Below are 18,697 nucleotides of genomic sequence, written 5' to 3'. Positions count from 1 at the left end.
GTCAATTCTTGTAAAAAATGTAAGATTTCAGTATCATTTTCGCCTATTTTAGGGGGCGATTTCTTTTTTACTGTATCATGCGTATTATATGAAAAAAGGGTGGAACCAAAGTTCCACCCTACAATTTATCAACAGGCGATTCACCTAGTTATCCACGGGGCGTCTGTAACCGAACGACTTGAGGAGCTCATCGCTAGACTTGATGATGGCGTTCTTCTTCTTGCTAGCCTCGTCCGTGCTAATCGGCGGGAGCGTGCAACGGAGCTTAGACGTCATCTTGACTTCGGTCTTGAAGAGATAAGCGCCCGTACCGTAGAGGCGGCCATCCTTCGTCCTCACGTCACCGTTCTTGTCCGGCTTCATTTCGAAGTAGAACTTCAAGAGGCCAGCTTCGTTCACATAGTCCGGATCATTCAGATCATAATCAAAGCGGTAGAAGTCGACAAACTCGCCCGTATTCGTGTAGACCCAGACATTGACTCTGAGCGTGGTCCAGTACAGGTTCATCTTGCTGTAGTCCGAAGACATTTCCTTCTTGAATTCGTCCGTGCAGTACTTTTCGACGTATTCACTTACGGAGATCTTCTTACCGTTAGCGGCATCCACACCTTCCAGTGCGACCATGCCACCCGCACTCACGATGTCATCCAGCGTCGCCAATCCGCCAACCGCAGTTGCGACAGGAACGCGAGCATCGACCTTGAGTGTCGGTCCGAGGTGATCTTCGAGGCCCGGGTACGGTTCATCGCCAGAGCCTTCCTTAGCCTTACCCTTGATACCGACGATAGCTTCGGTCTCAGCTTGTTTCGTGTAATTGTAGAAGGTCACGCTGTAGTTCTGGTCCTTCTTGGGCGGATTCTTGTCGTAGTACTTTTCGACAGAATCGCGGTCGACAAGCGTTACCGGCTTTTCAACGGCAATATCGATAGCCTTAGCGTTCTTGACCATGACCTTCACAGAGTCGCGGGATTCGTTACCGGCCTTGTCACGGAACACACGGATAATCGTGTTCGGACCATTGTCGAGACCCTGCACGCGGAGTGTATCCTGTTCAACACCGTTCACAGTCCACTTGACTTCAACGAAATTAGACGTAAGCACCTGATCATTAGACGGAGACTCGATTTTTACGACAGGTCCCTTCTGGTCAAGCACGATGAACACGTCCTTTCTCGAAGAGTTGCCATACTTGTTCACGTAGGTGTAACCGACGTTGTAGCCAATATTGCCATCGCTATTCTTAGCAATGTTGCCCTTTTCATCCAAGTAGTACGAGACATCGACGGTGTTACCGTTCTTGTCCGTATAGGAGTAAGATACTTTGTATGCACCCATCACGTCTTCACCGTCAGCAGAAAGAACGGATTCGCTATCGGTGAGGCCGGTCTTGAGCGTTACACGTTCACCCGTTTCGGCATTGGCATAGTAAGAAAGCGTCACTTCCTTGTCGCCAATCTTAGTCTTGTACGAAACCTCGATAACGGCGACTTCTTCAGTCTTGCCCGAAGAGTTCACAACAGAACGCTTGACATCGTTGCCCTTGCTATCGGTGTAGTAAGTCACGGTCACATTGACGCCGTTGATAGCATCGGTATAAGTGTTCTTGTTATAAGAACCATTTTCGGGAACCGTAGTGATTCCAGAAGAAGGAGTCTTTTTACGAGCGGTCTTGGTATCGGCAATATTCTGAATGTTCTTGAAATCCTTAGACGAGACAGAAATCGTATCGAGTTGCAGATTCACCGTAAAGGACTTCGAGACCTTGGCAGCCGTATCCTTGACCGTCACCTTGATGTCATTCTTCTTTTCGTTCACGTAAATGGCGCTATCGTTCTTTGTAGCCTTTTCGACAACGGTGTAAATGTTGTCTGCCGTCACATCTTCGCCATTTGCAGAAATCGTCACAACCGGAGTTGCATCGCTGTAGCAAACAATAACCGTATCGGCGCCCGGATCGTTCTTGGTCGGGTCCTTGAAGGTCTTGATAATGGTGTTGCAACCCTTCTTGAGGGAATCGGTGCTATAATGCGGCTTGTCGTCAGCAGTCCATTCGACGTCTATAACCGGGCCGTTCACAAAAACAGAATCAGGCTTGAGATAGACAGAATCCTTATGTTCGACGCGAGTAATCTCGACCTTGGACTTTTCGTAGACGTCCTTCACCTTGACCACAACCTTCTTGGTCGAAGTCAAAGTCTTGTCGTCCTTGTCGGTCACGCGAACGTTAATCACGTAAACAGAATCCGCTTCGTAGTCAATCGGCTTCAGGAGAACCACGTCACCGTTAGACTTCACAAAGATGACATCGCTCTTGTCGATATTTTCGTAGACGTTGTTGCGGAAATCAGGATTCTTGGTATCCGGATCGTCCTTGTCCGTCTTGACAGAGCCAAACGGTTCCTTGATGACCTGGTCTTCGCTCACATAGATGGTATCTACATGAATAGACGGAGCTTCGTTCACGTCAATAACATTGATGGTAACCGTAGTATCGGAGTATCCATCATGTTCGTCACGGACACGAACCTTGATAGAATAAGATTCCGTCTTTTCGAAATCAAGCTTCGCGGTTGCCGTAACGGTGAACACGCCTGTAGCAGGATCCAGGAAGAATTCGTTCGTTGAATGACCTTCCTTGTCGCCATCCATAATGAAGAAGTTGAATGTCGTATCGGGCCCGTCAATATCGGTTGCCGTAAGGGATTTCTTAAGATTTGTACCAATCGTATCGCTTTCGAGAACTGTGAGTACGATTTCATTCAGGAACGGAGGTTCGTTCACGTTCAAGAGTTCAACAGTAATTGTACCTGTTACAGAAAGGTCTTCATCACCCGAAACATCGTAAACGCGGACCGTCAGTTCATACGTCTTTTCTTCAGTTTCGTAGTCGAACTTACGCGTCGTCGTCAGAACGCCCGTTTCCGGATCCAGATAGAAACCGTCGACTTCCGTCACGAGTTCAAATCTGTTGTTGCGGAACTTCTTGGCGGTATCAAGATCGTCAAACTTGAGGGTCGTAATTTCATAACCCTTCTTTTCTTCCGGGAACGTAATCTTTTCGGTCGGTTCCACAAAGATGGGCTTTTCGTTCAAGTCGTTGAGCTTAATGGTCACCGTTGCGGTATCGGTCTGCACTACCTGATCAGCAACACCAGATTCATCAGAAGCAACGACCTTTACTTCATAGACATTCTTCGTTTCGAAATCGAGGACAGCATCCTTGCCGACCGAGATGACACCTGTACTCGGGTCAATCACAAACGACTTGGATTCATCCAACAAGATATAGGTGATCGTAGCGCCAATCTGCGTTGTCGTAGCGTTGATGGCGTGGTCCATTTTCACCAAGGTTCCTTCCGGAGAATTTTCATCCACAGAACCGTTGTAGGCGGCATAATCGAACTTCGGGCCGTCATTGACATCCGTCACGACAACCGTGAATTCCATATCGTCGTAAAGGTCCGGATAAATATATTCGCCAGTAGTTGCATCCTTGTTATCGTCATGGACTCTGAGCGTAACCTTGTACGTATTCTTCACTTCGTAATCGAGAACAACGCCTTCCTTAGTGCGGAGGACACCACCCGGTGTCACGTCAAAGACATCGACATCGCCAGCGATAATATCGACTCTGTTATTAAGGAACGGGCTCGTTGCACCAGCATAAGTATCGTAATCTTTAAACTTGACCGCATCCGAAGCGTACGTTTCGTCTTCAGCAATTAAGATTTGCTTCTTTTCCGTTTCGGCGTAATCGAAGTATGGTTTTTCATTCACATCCGTAATGTCAATCGTGAAAGTAGCGTCCGTGCAAAGCAAGGTATTGAACGAGGTTGCCTTGGTGTCGCAAAGTTCCACCTTAATCGTGTACTTTGTACCAGCCTTTTTCCATTCTTCGTAATCGAACGGTTCCACACCGGCCTTCATGGTTACAACACCCGTCGTCAGGCCAATTTCGAACAAGTCCTGAGCCGTACCACCCGTAATTTCGTAGAAGTAAGCGTCGCCTTCGTTATCTTCGGCCTTGATTTTACCGGCCATCGCCTTTGTCGCATTTTCGGGAACAGCAAGTTTAGTCTTTTCCAAATCCACAAAGTGAGGTGGCTTGTTGTTGGAATCCACAAGCTTGACCAAGAGGCCACCTTCGAACTTGTTACCCGAGATAACGGCACCGTTCAAGTTCATAATCTTGAACAACATGTATTCATCGCCTTCAATCTTGTCGTCATCGACAACATGAAGCCATGAAGAATATTCAGGCACAGTCGGCTTACGCTTGCCCTTCTTAATAACGATGTGTCTATACTCGCCAAGATCGCAAAGCGGCATTTCGTGATCAGTATTAGACTGAGTTTTGGTTTTTACACCATCCGTTTCTGCAATTGTGATACCCAAGTCAGCAGGTTCGGCAAAAGAACCCGATTCGCTCTTGAGGGCTCCATATGCACCACCAGTCGTATCAAGATCAATACCGAAGAACGCAAAGCAGTAATCAAAAGAAACTTCGGTGTGGGCGGTATCCGTCAGGGCGAATTCCATGTCGTACCACTTATCCGTTTTTTCCTTAAACTTGTCACCAGCAAAGACGTTTGTCTTAATTTCGGGAGAGTTGAACGGAACGTAGTGGAATTCACCATTAAATTCAGATTCAAACCAAAGCCACTTGCCAGCAATCAACTGACCAGCAATGCTCAAGTGGTCATAAATCATGAACGAACCAGAGGTCATAAAGGTTCCCTGGAAATGGGCTCCATCGCCAGCTTCTCCAGAACTCGCCTTGAAAGGCATCCATTTCACATCAGCCGGCGTATAGAACAAAAGATTACCCGCATAGTTAGAATCCGGGACAACCGTAGCCTTGCTCAAATCAAAGTTATCCCAATTTTGGGTTGTTTCGTTCCAAGTTGCATCATCATTGACATAGACAACCTGAATTCTCAAGTCATTGGCAGAATTATTAAAATCAAAGCCATCCCTTGAGAACACACGCGTCAAGCGGCCTGTTTTTTTGTTCGCATTCTGCTTGTTAGAGGGCATCAAAATATAGAGCTTTTTACCCGTATGGCTAGAAGCCTGGATATTCTCCACATACTTATCAAACCAAACGTGTTTCGGCGATTCAGCCAAATCAGCAGCGGTAATAGGCGGGACCTGAATATATTTAGTTTCTTCGTAAGGTTCAGTCAAAGTAACAGCGGGATCCCATGTAACTCCCGACAAATCAAATACAGGAACGGAAAGTTTCTTTTCTGGTTGAGGAACATCTGTTGGGCAATCAGAAAAATGACCATCAAGAGCCTCTAAAGGATTACCATTAGCATCCTTATTTACAAACAAATCAGAAAAACCCGGGACAACAACATCTGTCATGCCTGGGACAGCCATGTCCTTATCCCAGTCTGCATAGATTTTGCCACCACTTTTATGAACATTTGCAATAAAGCGTCTTATTACAGTGACAGCATCACCATTTGTGTTCGCAAAACGGTCTGGAGAATCAAAGAAGACTTGTCCTTCAAAGCAATAAGTTCCTTCATACTTCACACCACCAGCATTATACCAGCCAGGAAGTACAAGCCAGCCTGCACGGACCGGTCCGACCAGTAGGGAGTCGAAATCGGCACCCATACCTGGATAACTGATTTCAATATCGTTACCAGAAACAATCGGGCCACCAAGCGTGTGGTATCCATTGCGGAAATAGACTTTACCTTTGGCCGTTCCAGTATAGCCACTCGGCTCTGCAATTCTAAACAGACCTTTATTGAAGATAACAGAATCGGTGCCCCAGAGTTTGTACTTCATGAGCTCGTTCCAGAGGTACTGGTTTTGGGTTTCATCGGTAACGGCGGCACCATCCTTTTCAAAATGAAGAGGACTCAGCAATACTGTGTCGCGTTCAACTTCGGGCAAATCTTCATCGTCTGCCATAGCAGGGACTGCCAGCCCTAGTGCGGCCGCCAGTGTGCTCAAAATTGTTCTCAAATACAGATTTCCTTTTTTCATAACAAACCCCGAACGAGAAAAATCCAGTTTTTTATGACCTCAAACACCTAATACTGAATATAGTAACAAATTTTTAACAGTAAAACATTAGTTACGCAGAAAAGTACAAAAAATGGGGTAATTTAGACCACTTTACAAGACATATCACACACTCTCTGTATTATATGGGATAATTTGTTCCACACAAAGCGTAAAGCACCTTGAAAAAAAAGTATTTTGATTCTATATTTCAGAGTCCTAGGCCCTGCGCAATGATTATTTGCGGGCAACTCGCCAGGGCGAAAGCAGCAACGGACTTGCGGATCTTTATGTGCTCAGGTAGCCTAGGATTTTTTATATTGCGCCCGCCAAGGGCGTTTTTTATTTAATAAGCGATTACCTCTATGATTCTTTGGACGATTCGACATACCAAGCCTTACAATCCGAAAGACGTTTGCTACGGAAGGCTAGACTTTGACGTCTCCCCCACTTTTGAAGATGAATCCGACAAGGCGCTCAAGGCGCTCGTAGAATCAGGAGCAAAGCCGACTCGTTTGTTCTCAAGTCCGCTCATCCGCTGCACCAAGTTCGCAGACAAGGCCTCTAAAATGCTCGACTTGCCCGTCGAAAAAGAGCCTGCGATTATCGAACTCAACTTCGGGACATGGGAAGGCCAAAAGCTGACGGAAGTACCCCGTTCCGAGATGCACGCCTGGACAAGCAACCTTCGCGGATTCCGCTTCCCAGAAGGCGAGAACTTTTACGATATAGACAAACGTGCAGGTGATTTTTTGGACAAGCTCCCCGATGACGGCGAATTCCTGTGCATCACGCACGCAGGCGTAATCGCCGCACTACAGCATTCCCGCTGCGGACTGCCGGACGAAGTCTTCGTCGAAGGGATGTTTACCTACGCCATGGTGACGCGCTTTGAATTTACTCGTAACGCCGAAGGAATGTACCACGGAACGTTTACGAAGATTCACGACGGCATACCAATGCCTGCGCTGAAGATGGAAAAGGCATAGACAAGATTTAACTGGATCCTTCCGCTTTCAGCGTCAGGATGACGCGAGGCGTCGTTAAAAATCAAGCGACATGACAGCTTGGGCGCCACCGTTAAAATTCGGGAGGACGGCCATGTGCAAGGGATTGTCGAAATCGCTTAGGAGCGCATCTACCGCGGCATCGGCAATGGAGTACAAGTAAATTAAGACTCCGCCCCAAATATAAGTGTTACGGTTTTTGCGGTAATACGTTATACGTTCTGTAATTCGATCGTACTCTTCGGACTTGGGATTTTCTTTTTCGACCAAGTGTTTACGGTCAAGGTAATAATTGACCATATTCTGCGATGTAGAAACACTTGCGATTGCGCCGAGAATGCCCATATAGACAAGGCCCGCCTTGCCAAAATCACGGTTGAAAATCTGTCCGCCACCCGGCAAAAGTCCCCAAAGGACAGCGGTCTTCATGTCGCGATATTCCGTGCTCCGGTAGTTATTGTTGTACCAGATGCCAAAAGTATCGAACATGCCGTAAAGATGCACACCGATGAGCCAAGCCAGCTCGGCCTTACGTACGTCTTCTTGCTCCATTTTTTTATCGCTTTGGGCACGCACGCGTTCTAGGAATTCAAGACGTTTGGCGTGATACACTGCAATACTATCGCGGGAAGCCTTGTTTTTATTGGCTTCTAGCACCTTCGTCGTGAAATACAGGACAGAATCCTGGAAAGGGCGAGCACGATCCAAAAGCCTATCACGCTGGTAAGACCTGTTAAAAAAGACATCGTAAATCAGCAAGCCTTCGATGCCTGTCAAGAATCCGCCACGGACATAGTGTTCCGTGTAATACTGGCCACCCCCCGGGAGGAGGCTAAATAGCATGGCGTACTTGAGGGAATTGCGCTTTGTCGGGATGTCCCATTCGTTCACAGGGAGCGTATCAATTGCCAAAATCCCTGTTTTGCCCTTCACAAGCGGCGTTGTAGCGACTTCAAAATCCACGTCAGCAGGCGGTTCCGGGACGTCTTCGTCATCGGAATCTTCGTCGGCATCCGCGTGAGACACGTAAGCCGAGTCGGCGGGAGCTACAGGCGCTCCAGTCTGTGCGAAAATTGCCACGCACAGCACCAAAAGAGCCGTAATGAAGGATTTCAGAGTCATTGAGGGCGAATATAGAAAAAGTTTGTACGAGCGACGTCAAAGCCAAGAGCCGCGAGAGCTTGAATTTATTTAATTTTTGCGGCAAATGGAGATTCCCGCTCGGAGGCGGGAATGACAAAGCGAAATGCAGGAATAACATTTTTTAAGAAATTCATCAAATTGTCTGTTTTTGACATTTAATGTTTTTAACTTATGGGTGTAATGATGAACGAACCAATCAATATCGAACACGAAATTCACGAACTGGCCATGAAGATCAAGGAAGAACTGATCAATCGCGGCGAGATGATGGCAACAGCGGAATCCTGCACGGGCGGGCTTATCGCATCGAGCATCGTCAACGAAGCGGGTTCTTCTGCGATTTTGAAGGGGGGAATCGTCGCTTACCAGAACGAAGTCAAGCACGAAATGCTTGGCGTCAGCGATGAAATCCTCGAAAAATACGGCGCTGTCAGCGAACAGACCGTAAAAGCCATGGCCGAAGGCGCCCGCCAGAAATTCCACTGCGAATGGGCGGTCGCTACGTCGGGAATAGCAGGCCCAACCGGTGCAGAACCAGGAAAACCTGTCGGTACAGTATGGATGTGTGTCGCCAATAGTTTGCAAAATGAAGCTTTTTGCGAAATTTTTGCAGGAAATCGAGGCCAAATCCGTGAAAAAAGCGTGTATAAGATAATGAGCAAGCTTCTTTTTTTGCTGAATAGCCAAAAAAGCACTTGCACAAAAGTTCACTAATTAGTATATTAACAAAAAACAAAGATAAAACGGAGTCTATAATGGCTAAGAAAACAACAACACCCACTAGCAACCTTTCCAGCGAAAAAGCAAAAGCAGTCGAAGCCGCAATCGCCCAGATTGAAAAGAATTATGGTAAAGGTTCCATCATGGCACTCGGCCAACAGCCGGTCGAAGACATCCCTGTCATTCCGACGGGCTGCATCCAGCTCGACATGGCTCTTGGCGTAGGCGGATTCCCCCGCGGACGCATCATCGAAATTTACGGACCGGAATCTTCCGGTAAGACAACGCTTGCACTCCACGCCATTGCCGAAGCCCAGAAACTCGGCGGCGTAGCGGCATTCATCGATGCCGAACACGCCTTTGACGCGGTCTACGCCCGCAAGCTCGGCGTCGATATCGAATCGCTCCTCGTGTCCCAGCCGGACACCGGTGAACAGGCTTTGGACATCGCCGAAACGCTCGTGCGTTCTGGAGCCATCGACATCATCGTCGTGGACTCTGTGGCAGCCCTCGTGCCACAGGCCGAAATCAACGGCGAAATGGGCGACAACCACGTGGGCCTCCAGGCTCGCCTCATGTCCCAGGCTCTCCGCAAGCTTACCGGTATTCTCTCCAAGTCGAACACCTGCATGCTCTTCATCAACCAGCTCCGTATGAAGATTGGCGTGATGTTCGGCAACCCGGAAACGACCACCGGCGGTAACGCCCTCAAGTTCTACGCCACACAGCGTATCGACATCCGCCGCATCGCCGCCATCAAAAATGGCGAAGAAGTCATCGGTAACCGCACCCGCGTAAAGATCGTGAAGAACAAGGTCGCCGCTCCGTTTACCCAGTGCGAATTCGACATTCTCTACGGCGTGGGCATTTCTCGCGAAGCCTCCATCCTCGACCTCGCCTGCGAACTCGACATCATCCAAAAGAGCGGTTCCTGGTTCAGCTACAACAATGAACGCATCGGACAGGGTCGTGAAAACACCCGCCTCTTCTTGAAGGACAACGTAGACCTCTGCAACGAGATTGAACAGAAGATTCGTGAAAGCATGAAGGACGTGGAACTCTTCAAGCTCGGTGAAAACGATGCCGTTGACCTTGGCGATGACGGTGACGGCGAAGCTATCCAAGAAGAAGCTTAGTCCGCGTATGCCGCCCCTCGTCCCGGAACAAGTCCGGGATGACAGGCCGGGGTGACAAGTGCAAACAAAAACATTTCTTCCTGAAAAAACATAAACCTCGGCCTTTCCTTCAGCCATTGGGATGGGTCGGGGTTTTCTTTTTATACAAGTTTACGCAACTTTAACTTTAAAGTCTGCAAATTTATCTATTTTAATTGCATGATTCAAAGCGCAAAATTGGCGGTCAGCGCCATCTGCATTTCGATAATTCCATTGATGGCTCAGGGGGTCAAGAAGACAGTCTGTCCGCGACTCCTGGCCAATTCGTCCATGATTGTAAACATCGATGGAAAGTTCGTCAATGAAGAAAAAAACAAGACGAGCACCTCTATCGAATGGCGCCACCACGATGATGCGCTTGATACGTTCTTTGTAAAGCTAAACGACAGCCCCTCGTTCACCTACATCACGGCGGGCAAGTTCCGCTACATGGAATTCGAGGAAGGCAAGGTCAAAAGGCAGCTCGGGTTGCACCACCTCAGAGAAAATATCGGCAAGACGCCCCTGAGACTCGACGATCTAGAGCTTTTGGCGAACGGATACTTCAAGTGTCCCGATTCCACAAAGCCGGACCAGAATCCCAACGTTCTTTCTACAGCTGTATCAAACACCTGGTGGAGCGTCGTCGTCGATTCACTCCCCCACCCTGAAAAGGTGGTCATGCGAGGCGCCCCGAAAAAGCCCCGCTACATATCCGTTGCCAACTGGAAATCTTACGCCGGGGAACTCCTCCCTACGCTCGCGAGCATGTCTAGCGAAGACTACAGCGGAAGCCTGTGGATTCGTGCCGCTTACCCCAAAAAAGTTCTTGAGACAGACCCAACGCAGAAACCGGTCAAGCCCAAGATTCTTTTACCGGTTCCCAAGTTATTTGGAAAAATTGCTGTGGAAGGGGAACGAAAAATACCCCTTATACTCAAGCTGAATCAACAATTGCTGAGCGAATGAGCCATTATAGAAGCGCTTCTTGTCGCGCCTCCACATACCAGCTTTAACGATAAAATTGCGAAGCCCGTCATTCCATGAGAAATGGGTCCCGAGAAGCACCATTCGGTAGCTCAGGGATTCCTTTCTGACGCTTCCGCCGCTACGCAAAAGTCCGGTTTTGAGGTACATGCCTTCGTAAAGGATGGACACCAGGTCGTTCACCGGGAAGCGGCCAAAGCTCTGGATTTCAATGATGTAGTCGCGGCTGAACACAGGAATATTGCGTTCGTAGTCATAGCTTTTGCCTTCAAAATCCGTGCTGATGTCCGAGAGCACATAATGGGCACCAACGCCAATGGAACCGCCATGAGGCAACGAGTAGCTAAGGTCGATGCTCATGTCAAAAAGTTGTGCGTAATCAAAATCAGAAGAGTCCGATTTGCCCACATGGTCCAGGATGTATTCAGAGTTCCAAGTTTCGGCAATATGGCCCTTCCCCTTTACGTCGGCATTGACCATTTCCAAATTGGACTTGAAATAAAAGTAGCTTTCATAAACGAAATTGAATTCAATTTGCGGGTTCACCTTGAACGGACGCAGACCAAGCCCAGCGCGGTAGCCCCCATAAAACGGAGAAACTTCGACCGAGGCGTCCATCTTGAGGTATGCCGAGGCTAAGCCGAGTGGTTGGCCATAATTCACCGGTCCCAAGGGTTCAAGCCACGTATAACGCAAACCGACATTCGCCTGCGGCACCCACTGCCCCCAGACTATCGGGGTATTTATCATGCCGCCCCAGGAAAGGTTCGGACCATAACGGAGTCCAACCAAATTAGACTGGTCGACACCTATCGCACCAAAGCACAATGAGCCCCAAATCGCAACATTAAGTAAAATAATTTTAAACAAAACGTTAATCTTATTCATTTCAGTGTAAAATCTAAAAATTATTTAGCTACTCGCGCAATAAATTCTTATTTTGTGGTCATCAAATACAAGGAGATCCAATGAAATTTTCCCATCTGTGCGCACTTTCCTTTGGTGCACTCATGCTCTTTGGATGTACGAATAGCAAGTATTCGTCGCCCGTGCTGATTGAACGCGGCGTCGGCCAGAACGAATACGAACGCGAGTACTTCATTTCCAAGGAAAGCATGGGCATCGACAAGCACTTGCAGAACACCTTCAAGCAGGGTTACATCGAAGAAGGCATGACGACCGACATGGTGAACCTTCTGTGGGGACCTCCCGATCACGAAACCGCTGACGGCATGGTCTGGGAATACTTCACTCGCGAAGGCAAGCTCATCACGCGTCTCTTCTGGAAGTACCCGGAACAGGCTCGTCTGAAGGGCTACGAAGGCGAAAAGGTTCTCGACAAGATCGAAGGTGACCGCTACGGTGGATCTCCGGCTCCGAGCTCCTCTCGCTCTAGCACGTACGATCACTAGTTTATTGAGTTCAGAGTTTTGAGTTACTAGTTACTAGATTATCTTAATATGAAAATCTCTAGTAACTACCAACTACTAACTAGTAACTAAACAAATAAACAACTGCTCCCCTTGGTTTAACCGCCGAGGGGATTTTTTTATAAAAAAGGCGGCCCCGGAACTGAGTCCGGGGTGACAGCAGAAAGAGGTTTTTCTACATTTACGCGCGTTAAATTTTAAACCTCTCAAGGAGTTAATTATGCGTCAGTATATCATTGCTGGTAACTGGAAGATGAACAAGACCGTTAGCGAATCCGTTCAGCTCGCTAAGGATATCGTGGAAGCCGTCAAGGACGTGAAGAAGACCGAAGTCGTGATCGCTCCGACTTACCTCGCTGCTGCTAAGGTTGCAGACGTCGTGAAGGGCACGAACGTGAAGCTCGCTATCCAGGACATCCACTGGAAGGATCAGGGCGCATACACGGGTAAGGTTTCCATCGACATGGTCAAGGAAATCGGTGCAGAATACGTGATCATCGGTCACTCCGAACAGCGTCAGTACTTCCACGAAACGGAAGAAACCGTGAACCTCAAGGTCAAGAAGACTCTCGAAGCTGGCCTCAAGCCGATCATCTGCATTGGTGAAACTCTCGACCAGCGCAACGGCGGCATCCTCAAGGAAGTTCTCGGCCTCCAGGTCAAGGGCGCTTTCAAGGACGTTTCTGCTGAAGACGCTGCTAAGTGCGTTCTCGCATACGAACCGGTTTGGGCAATCGGTACTGGCGTTACCGCTACCGACGAACAGGCTGAAGAAACTCAGGCTTACGTCCGCTCCGTTGTTAAGGAAATCTACGGCGAAGCTGTTGCAGAAGGCATGCGCATTCAGTACGGTGGCTCCATGAAGGGTGCCAACGCAGCTGGCCTTCTCGCTCAGAAGGACATCGACGGCGGTCTCATTGGTGGTGCAGGCCTCAAGGCTAACACCTTCAAGGAAATCATCGACGCTGCTGAAGCCAAGTAACTTTTAACGATATTAACGAAAGGAACGTCACAAATGACAACTCTCTTTTGGGTATTGATCGTCCTCCACGTGTTTCTCTGCTTTTTCCTCGCTCTCCTCGTTCTCGTTCAGAACGATAAGATGGGCGGTTTGGCAGGTCTCGGTGGCATGACTTCGCAATCTGCATTTTCTACCGCCGGCGCAGCGACCTTCATCCAGAAGCTGACTCGTGTCGTTGCTGTGATTTTCTTCATCGTGGTTTTCGCTCTTGGCCTCATCACGGCTAAGCAGGACCAGGCAGTCGAAGAATCGACCATGCAGAAGGCAACCCGCGAAAACGCAGCCGAACAGGCTCCGGAAATGCCGGTTCTCCCGGCAACCTTCAACGCCCCGGCTGAAGCAGCTCCTGCTGCACCGGCTGCCGCTGAAGTCAAGGCTGAAGCTCCGGCTGCTCCCGCTGCCGAAGTGAAGGCAGAAGCCGCCCCGGCTCCTGAAGCTGCTGCTCCGGCAGAAGCCCCGAAAGCTAAGAAAGGCAAGAAGAAAGCCAAGTAAAAGTTTAGATTGACTTGATTTCAAGTCGGTCAAACCGCATTCAGAAGTCCGCCCTGCGCATCGCAAGGCGGATTTTTGTATTTTGAGTAAATGATGAGAGTTATTCTGTTCTTAATACTTTGTGTTTACGGCTTTGGATTTTCAGCAAGTCAATCCGCCAATTCTGCCGAAGTGGATTCATTAACACACATTCTGCAAAGAAAGAGCATAGGCGGCAATCCACAATCGACGGGCACATACTTTGTACAAGATAACTATTCCGATGATTTCCTCGAAACCAACCCATTATTAAGCTACATAGCCGTAGATGAAAGAGCCACGCACAACGCGAGAGTCCTACTCTACAACGCATTAAAGAACGAGAATCTGGAACCCGACGAATTACTGCAACTTATCGAACCGGAAAATCCAGACGACCCGTTTATCACCAATTACGAAAAATTGCAGCTCTACTTTATAGCGCAAAAATATGACCTCGCCATAGACCACTGGATAAACAAATACATCACCGATGAGCCCAAAGTAAAACATTTTCCGTCGGCACCAAACGTCTTGGGCGACTATCTAAATAAAAGAATGAGTTTAAAGGATTCTAACAATGTAAAAGTACAACTGCATCTTATAGAAGAATCGAATGTTTCGCCCGATCAAAAAGCGTTAATTAAAATCATCGCACATTTTCCGCTTGGTTTTAGATGCCGCACTAAATGCAGGTGGACCCCAATTCAGAGCATATCCATTCTCTCCGAACCAAGCGTAGAGGCTTACAAAAAAAGTTTTAGCCAGCTAGATTCTTTCAAAGTCCAGTTCCCGGAATCAAAATATATACCGCAAGTGGTACAGATAAAAGAAATTCTAGAACAAAATTTAGCAGACAATCATTATTATCTTGACCCGGCTCAGTTCAAAATTTATACTGGCGGAATCGGCATAGAAGCATTCGCCGCTACGGATGGAAGTTTTCACGCAGCACTCGCCTTGCAATACAAGAGAGGCATCGTCGCATTGACCGGAACAACAGGATTTTATGCCACTTGGGGCTACGTCTTGTACGATTCAAAAATTTTCAAATTGCATCCATTCATTGGCGGTGGTGGAACCAATGAGTATGGAGGATTAATATTGGGAGGCGCCCAGACCGATTTCCGTTTCGGCTTTGAAAAAGGCGTTGACTCGAAATTTAGCACTCAGGGACATTTAGCCCTAAAACTGAGGTATATGGGCGGATATTCATTCAAGAAAAACGGTTATGTGAACATGTTCATGATTGGCCTTGGCGCTCATTTGTGGTAAGGGTTGCTATTTTTTAGGCGAAAAATTTTAGAGGTTTTTATGCAGAATACACTTGTTTCTCCAGTTGGAATTTTAGGTTTTGGCGTTGAAGGCCAGAGCACGTTGCGTTACCTTTTCCGCGAAGGCGTCAAAGACATTGTCGTGATGGACAAGAATCCGGTGACACTCCCAGAAGTGCCCGCAGGCGTGAACGTCAATGTTTGCAGTGGCGAAAACTATTTAGACGGTCTCAAGGACTGCGTGACGGTGGTGCGTTCGGCAGGTGTTTATCCGATGAGCCAGGAATTGTTCCATTTCCAGATGAACGGCGGGCTCATGACGAGCCAGATTCAGCTATTCTTGGAACAAACTCAATCGAAAGCAACGGTGGGTGTCACAGGAACGCTCGGCAAGGGCTCTACCGTGAGCATGATCAGCCACATTTTGACGAAGACCGGCCACAAAAACGAAATTGGCGGAAACTTCGGCGTGCCGGCTTTGGACTTACTCGAAGACGAGACTCCGGACCGCATCAGCATTTTGGAACTTTCGAGTTTCCAGTTGATGACTTTGTCCGTATCCCCGGATGTTGGCGTTGTATTACGCGTTTCGACAGAACATCTGGACTGGCACAAGAGCGTTGAAGAATACCGCGATGCCAAGGCAAACCTCGTTCGTTGGCAAAAGCGCGAAAGCACTTGCGTTTATCTGAAAGATGCAGAACCGACAGCAAAGATTGCATCGGAAAGCCCGGCCAAGACAAAGTATGCCGTAAGCCTTGCCGATGGAGCAAGCAATGGTGATGGCGACGCCGTGATTGACGGCGCAACACTTACAATTGACGGTGTGACTTTGTACCTTGCCGATTGCAAAGTGCGTGGCATCTATCAGCTCGAAAACATGGCTGCAGCAACGCTTGCGTGCAAGGCCTTGGGCGTAAAAGTCGCCGATGCGTTCGAAGCGCTCAAGAGCTACGAGACTCTCCCCTTCCGCATGGAATTCAAGGGCGAAAAACGCGGCATTGAATTCTACAACGACAGCTACGCCACACGTCCGGACGCAACGATTGCGGCAACAGGCAGCATGAAGCGCCCGTTCGCTTTGATTCTCGGCGGTTCCGAAAAGAACGCCGACTTCACGGAGCTTTCTGAAATTCTCGTAAAACAGCGCCCGAACCTGAAACGCGTGGCGCTCATCGGCGCGACCGCCGAACGCATGCTCGCCGACTTAAAAAAGGCTGGCGTGGACGAAGCGGGAATCAAGACCGCCATCTTCCCCACACTCGAGGAAGCATTTGCAGACAGCTTGAACATTGGCGAAGGCGGAACGGTCATTATGAGCCCCGCATGCGCAAGCTTTGGACTGTTCAAGAACTACAAAGTCCGCGGACAGGTGTTTGACAAGCTTGTTGAAGGGGTATAAGGCAAAGCCCGCGCGCAAAAAAATTGATAAAAATGCGCGCACCCCCCTTTACAAGATCAAACATTTAAACTAAATTTGTGCCGTTCCGCTAAGGACCACGCGGTCGTGGTGGAATTGGTAGACACGCTAGCTTGAGGTGCTAGTGGGAGCAATCTCATGACAGTTCAAGTCTGTCCGACCGCAGAAAAAGACTCGATGTAAATCGAGTCTTTTTTCATTTTTGCACGAAGGGAGATTCCCGCTCGTCCCCGTCAAGCGAGGACAGGTAGGCGGGAATGACAAATAAAATGCCGACCCCGGCACAGAGGCCGGGGAGACAAGGCAAAAAAAATTTCAATTATTTTTCAACTAGAGTTTCCAAAATCAAAAAATTATACTATCTTTGTGTTCGTTCCGCTAAGGACCACGCGGTCGTGGTGGAATTGGTAGACACGCTAGCTTGAGGTGCTAGTGGGAGCAATCTCATGACAGTTCAAGTCTGTCCGACCGCAGAAAAAGACTCGATGTAAATCGAGTCTTTTTTCATTTTTGCACGAAGGGAGATTCCCGCTCGGAGGCGGGAATGACAAATAAAACGCCGACCCCGGCACAGAGGCCGGGGTGACAGAGCGAAAAAAATGTCTTCACATCCATTTCATAAAATTCTACATTTGCGACCATGAACCGTTTTGAACTGAAAAAGACGTCGAAGAAATCCAAGGCTCGTCTGGGTGTTTTGCACACCGACCACGGCGACATCCAAACGCCGATTTTTATGCCGGTAGGCACCGAAGCGACCGTAAAGGCCGTAACACCCGCTCAACTCAAGGAAGACATCAAGGCCCAGATAATCCTCGCCAACACGTACCACTTGTACTTGCGCCCCACAACGCCGAAAATTGCGGCCGCAGGCGGCATCCACAAGTTCATGAGCTGGAACGGCCCGGTGCTCACGGACAGCGGTGGATTCCAGGTGTGGAGCTTGAAGGAACTTCGCAAGATTAAGCCTGAAGGCGTTGAATTCAGGAGCATTTTCGACGGTTCCAAGCACTTTTTTAGCCCGGCAAGCGTGATGAACGCCCAACGCGAAATCGGCGCGGATATCATTATGGCGCTCGACGAATGCACGCCGTACCCGAGCACGGTCAAGGAAGCGGAACACAGCTTAAACTACACGCTTCGCTGGACTGCCGAAGCGATGGAATGGCTCAAGGAGCACCCGCCGATTCACGGTTACGATCAGCAGTTCTTTGGAATTATACAAGGCGGCATGCACACGCATTTGCGCAAGCAGGCCATTGAACGCATCGCAGAACTTGGTCCCGATGGCTACGCCATGGGCGGACTTTCCGTCGGTGAACCGACCGAAACGATGTACGAGATTGCAGACTTCTGCACGGACTACTTGCCCACAGACCACCCGCGCTATGTGATGGGCGTCGGAACACCGTGGAACTTGCTGGAATTAATCGGTCGCGGCGTCGACATGTTCGACTGCGTGATGCCGACGCGTAACGCCCGTAACGGCATGCTCTTCACAAGCGAAGGCGTACTCCGCTACAAGGCAGCCCGCCATGCCGAAGAATACGACAAGCCGGTCGACCCGAATTGCGACTGCTACTGCTGCCGCAACTTCAGCCGCGCCTACTTGCGTCACCTGCACCACGCCGGCGAATCGCTCGGCTACACGCTCGCCAGCATCCACAATCTGCACTTTTACCTGCATTTGATGCAAGAAGCGAAGGACCACCTCGCCGACGATACATTTGAAGAGTGGGCTAAGGCAAAATGCGAAGTATTGCAGAGGAACCTTGAATAAAAGCCTTTGTGCTTTGGGAAAAGGTAGGTTTTAGGGAGGGCGTGAGCCCTCCCTTGTCATAGATGCCTTGCGATAAGCAAGGCATCGAACCCAATGGGCTAAGGCAAAATGCGAGGTATTGCAGAGAGACTTGCAATAAGGAATGTTTAGGGAGATGCCCGCTCAGTGGCGGGCATGACAATTCGGGAGGGCGCAAGCCCTCCCTTGTCATAGATGCAAAAACGCCC

General features: G+C 48.8%; 13 protein-coding genes, 2 tRNA genes and 1 other RNA gene. 13 read left to right on the top strand and 3 right to left on the bottom strand.

Features of this window, described 5'->3' with window-relative positions:
• Nucleotides 1-144: 144 nt before the first annotated feature.
• The gene (locus tag B7982_RS04410) at nucleotides 145-6,006 is read right to left on the bottom strand and encodes a cadherin domain-containing protein (RefSeq protein ID WP_088659709.1); all 5,862 of its coding nucleotides are present in this window, start codon (nucleotides 6,004-6,006) and stop codon (nucleotides 145-147) included.
• Between the two features lie 235 nt (nucleotides 6,007-6,241).
• On the opposite strand from B7982_RS04410, the gene ffs reads away from it, so the two are divergent.
• An RNA gene (ffs, locus tag B7982_RS04405) (signal recognition particle sRNA small type) lies at nucleotides 6,242-6,338 on the top strand.
• A 51-nt stretch (nucleotides 6,339-6,389) separates the two neighbouring features.
• Nucleotides 6,390-7,013 carry a histidine phosphatase family protein gene (locus B7982_RS04400; RefSeq protein WP_088659708.1) on the top strand — a complete coding sequence of 208 codons (624 nt, stop codon included), beginning with the start codon at nucleotides 6,390-6,392 and terminating at the stop codon, nucleotides 7,011-7,013.
• Nucleotides 7,014-7,067: 54 nt separating this feature from the next.
• On the opposite strand, the gene B7982_RS04395 is transcribed toward B7982_RS04400, so the two are convergent.
• Nucleotides 7,068-8,153, bottom strand: a complete 1,086-nt coding sequence (locus B7982_RS04395) for a DUF5683 domain-containing protein (RefSeq protein WP_088659707.1) — start codon at nucleotides 8,151-8,153, stop codon at nucleotides 7,068-7,070.
• Between the two features lie 201 nt (nucleotides 8,154-8,354).
• Between B7982_RS04395 and B7982_RS04390 the strand changes: the two genes are divergently transcribed.
• The 3 genes from B7982_RS04390 (at nucleotide 8,355) to B7982_RS04380 (ending at nucleotide 11,017) form a co-directional block, all read left to right on the top strand.
• Complete coding sequence (locus B7982_RS04390; RefSeq protein ID WP_198953204.1) at nucleotides 8,355-8,888, top strand: CinA family protein; 534 nt, start codon at nucleotides 8,355-8,357, stop codon at nucleotides 8,886-8,888.
• A gap of 41 nt (nucleotides 8,889-8,929) precedes the next feature.
• The gene (gene recA / locus B7982_RS04385) at nucleotides 8,930-10,030 is read left to right on the top strand and encodes a recombinase RecA (protein WP_088659706.1); all 1,101 of its coding nucleotides are present in this window, start codon (nucleotides 8,930-8,932) and stop codon (nucleotides 10,028-10,030) included.
• Nucleotides 10,031-10,228: 198 nt separating this feature from the next.
• Nucleotides 10,229-11,017 carry a hypothetical protein gene (locus B7982_RS04380; protein WP_144065914.1) on the top strand — a complete coding sequence of 263 codons (789 nt, stop codon included), beginning with the start codon at nucleotides 10,229-10,231 and terminating at the stop codon, nucleotides 11,015-11,017.
• On the opposite strand, the gene B7982_RS04375 is transcribed toward B7982_RS04380, so the two are convergent.
• Nucleotides 10,937-11,923: a hypothetical protein gene (locus tag B7982_RS04375; RefSeq protein WP_088659704.1), complete on the bottom strand. Its 987-nt coding sequence runs from the start codon at nucleotides 11,921-11,923 to the stop codon at nucleotides 10,937-10,939. The two genes, B7982_RS04380 and B7982_RS04375, sit on opposite strands and share 81 nt — an antisense overlap.
• Before the next feature lie 80 nt (nucleotides 11,924-12,003).
• Here B7982_RS04375 and B7982_RS04370 point away from each other — a divergent pair, with 80 nt between their 5' ends.
• From B7982_RS04370 to tgt, 8 genes are all read left to right on the top strand, one after another.
• Nucleotides 12,004-12,447 (top strand): hypothetical protein, encoded by a 444-nt coding sequence (locus tag B7982_RS04370; protein WP_088659703.1) that lies wholly within the window; start codon nucleotides 12,004-12,006, stop codon nucleotides 12,445-12,447.
• Nucleotides 12,448-12,685: 238 nt separating this feature from the next.
• Entirely contained in the window at nucleotides 12,686-13,447 is a 762-nt protein-coding gene (gene tpiA, locus B7982_RS04365) for a triose-phosphate isomerase (RefSeq protein WP_072827325.1), read from the top strand.
• 33 nt (nucleotides 13,448-13,480) lie between these two features.
• On the top strand, nucleotides 13,481-13,978 hold the full coding sequence (gene secG / locus B7982_RS04360; protein ID WP_088659702.1) for a preprotein translocase subunit SecG: 498 nt from the start codon (nucleotides 13,481-13,483) through the stop codon (nucleotides 13,976-13,978).
• A gap of 90 nt (nucleotides 13,979-14,068) precedes the next feature.
• Nucleotides 14,069-15,271 (top strand): hypothetical protein, encoded by a 1,203-nt coding sequence (locus B7982_RS04355; RefSeq protein ID WP_088659701.1) that lies wholly within the window; start codon nucleotides 14,069-14,071, stop codon nucleotides 15,269-15,271.
• Between the two features lie 39 nt (nucleotides 15,272-15,310).
• Nucleotides 15,311-16,672: a UDP-N-acetylmuramoyl-L-alanine--D-glutamate ligase gene (gene murD, locus B7982_RS04350; protein WP_088659700.1), complete on the top strand. Its 1,362-nt coding sequence runs from the start codon at nucleotides 15,311-15,313 to the stop codon at nucleotides 16,670-16,672.
• A 99-nt stretch (nucleotides 16,673-16,771) separates the two neighbouring features.
• Nucleotides 16,772-16,855: transfer RNA gene (locus tag B7982_RS04345), tRNA-Leu, on the top strand.
• A gap of 224 nt (nucleotides 16,856-17,079) precedes the next feature.
• Nucleotides 17,080-17,163: transfer RNA gene (locus tag B7982_RS04340), tRNA-Leu, on the top strand.
• Nucleotides 17,164-17,330: 167 nt separating this feature from the next.
• Complete coding sequence (gene tgt, locus B7982_RS04335) at nucleotides 17,331-18,470, top strand: tRNA guanosine(34) transglycosylase Tgt (RefSeq protein ID WP_088659699.1); 1,140 nt, start codon at nucleotides 17,331-17,333, stop codon at nucleotides 18,468-18,470.
• Nucleotides 18,471-18,697: the final 227 nt, after the last annotated feature.

The organism is Fibrobacter sp. UWB2 (genome assembly GCF_002210425.1).
Classification (GTDB): domain Bacteria; phylum Fibrobacterota; class Fibrobacteria; order Fibrobacterales; family Fibrobacteraceae; genus Fibrobacter; species Fibrobacter elongatus.
This window is presented reverse-complemented; position numbering and strand designations above follow the sequence as displayed.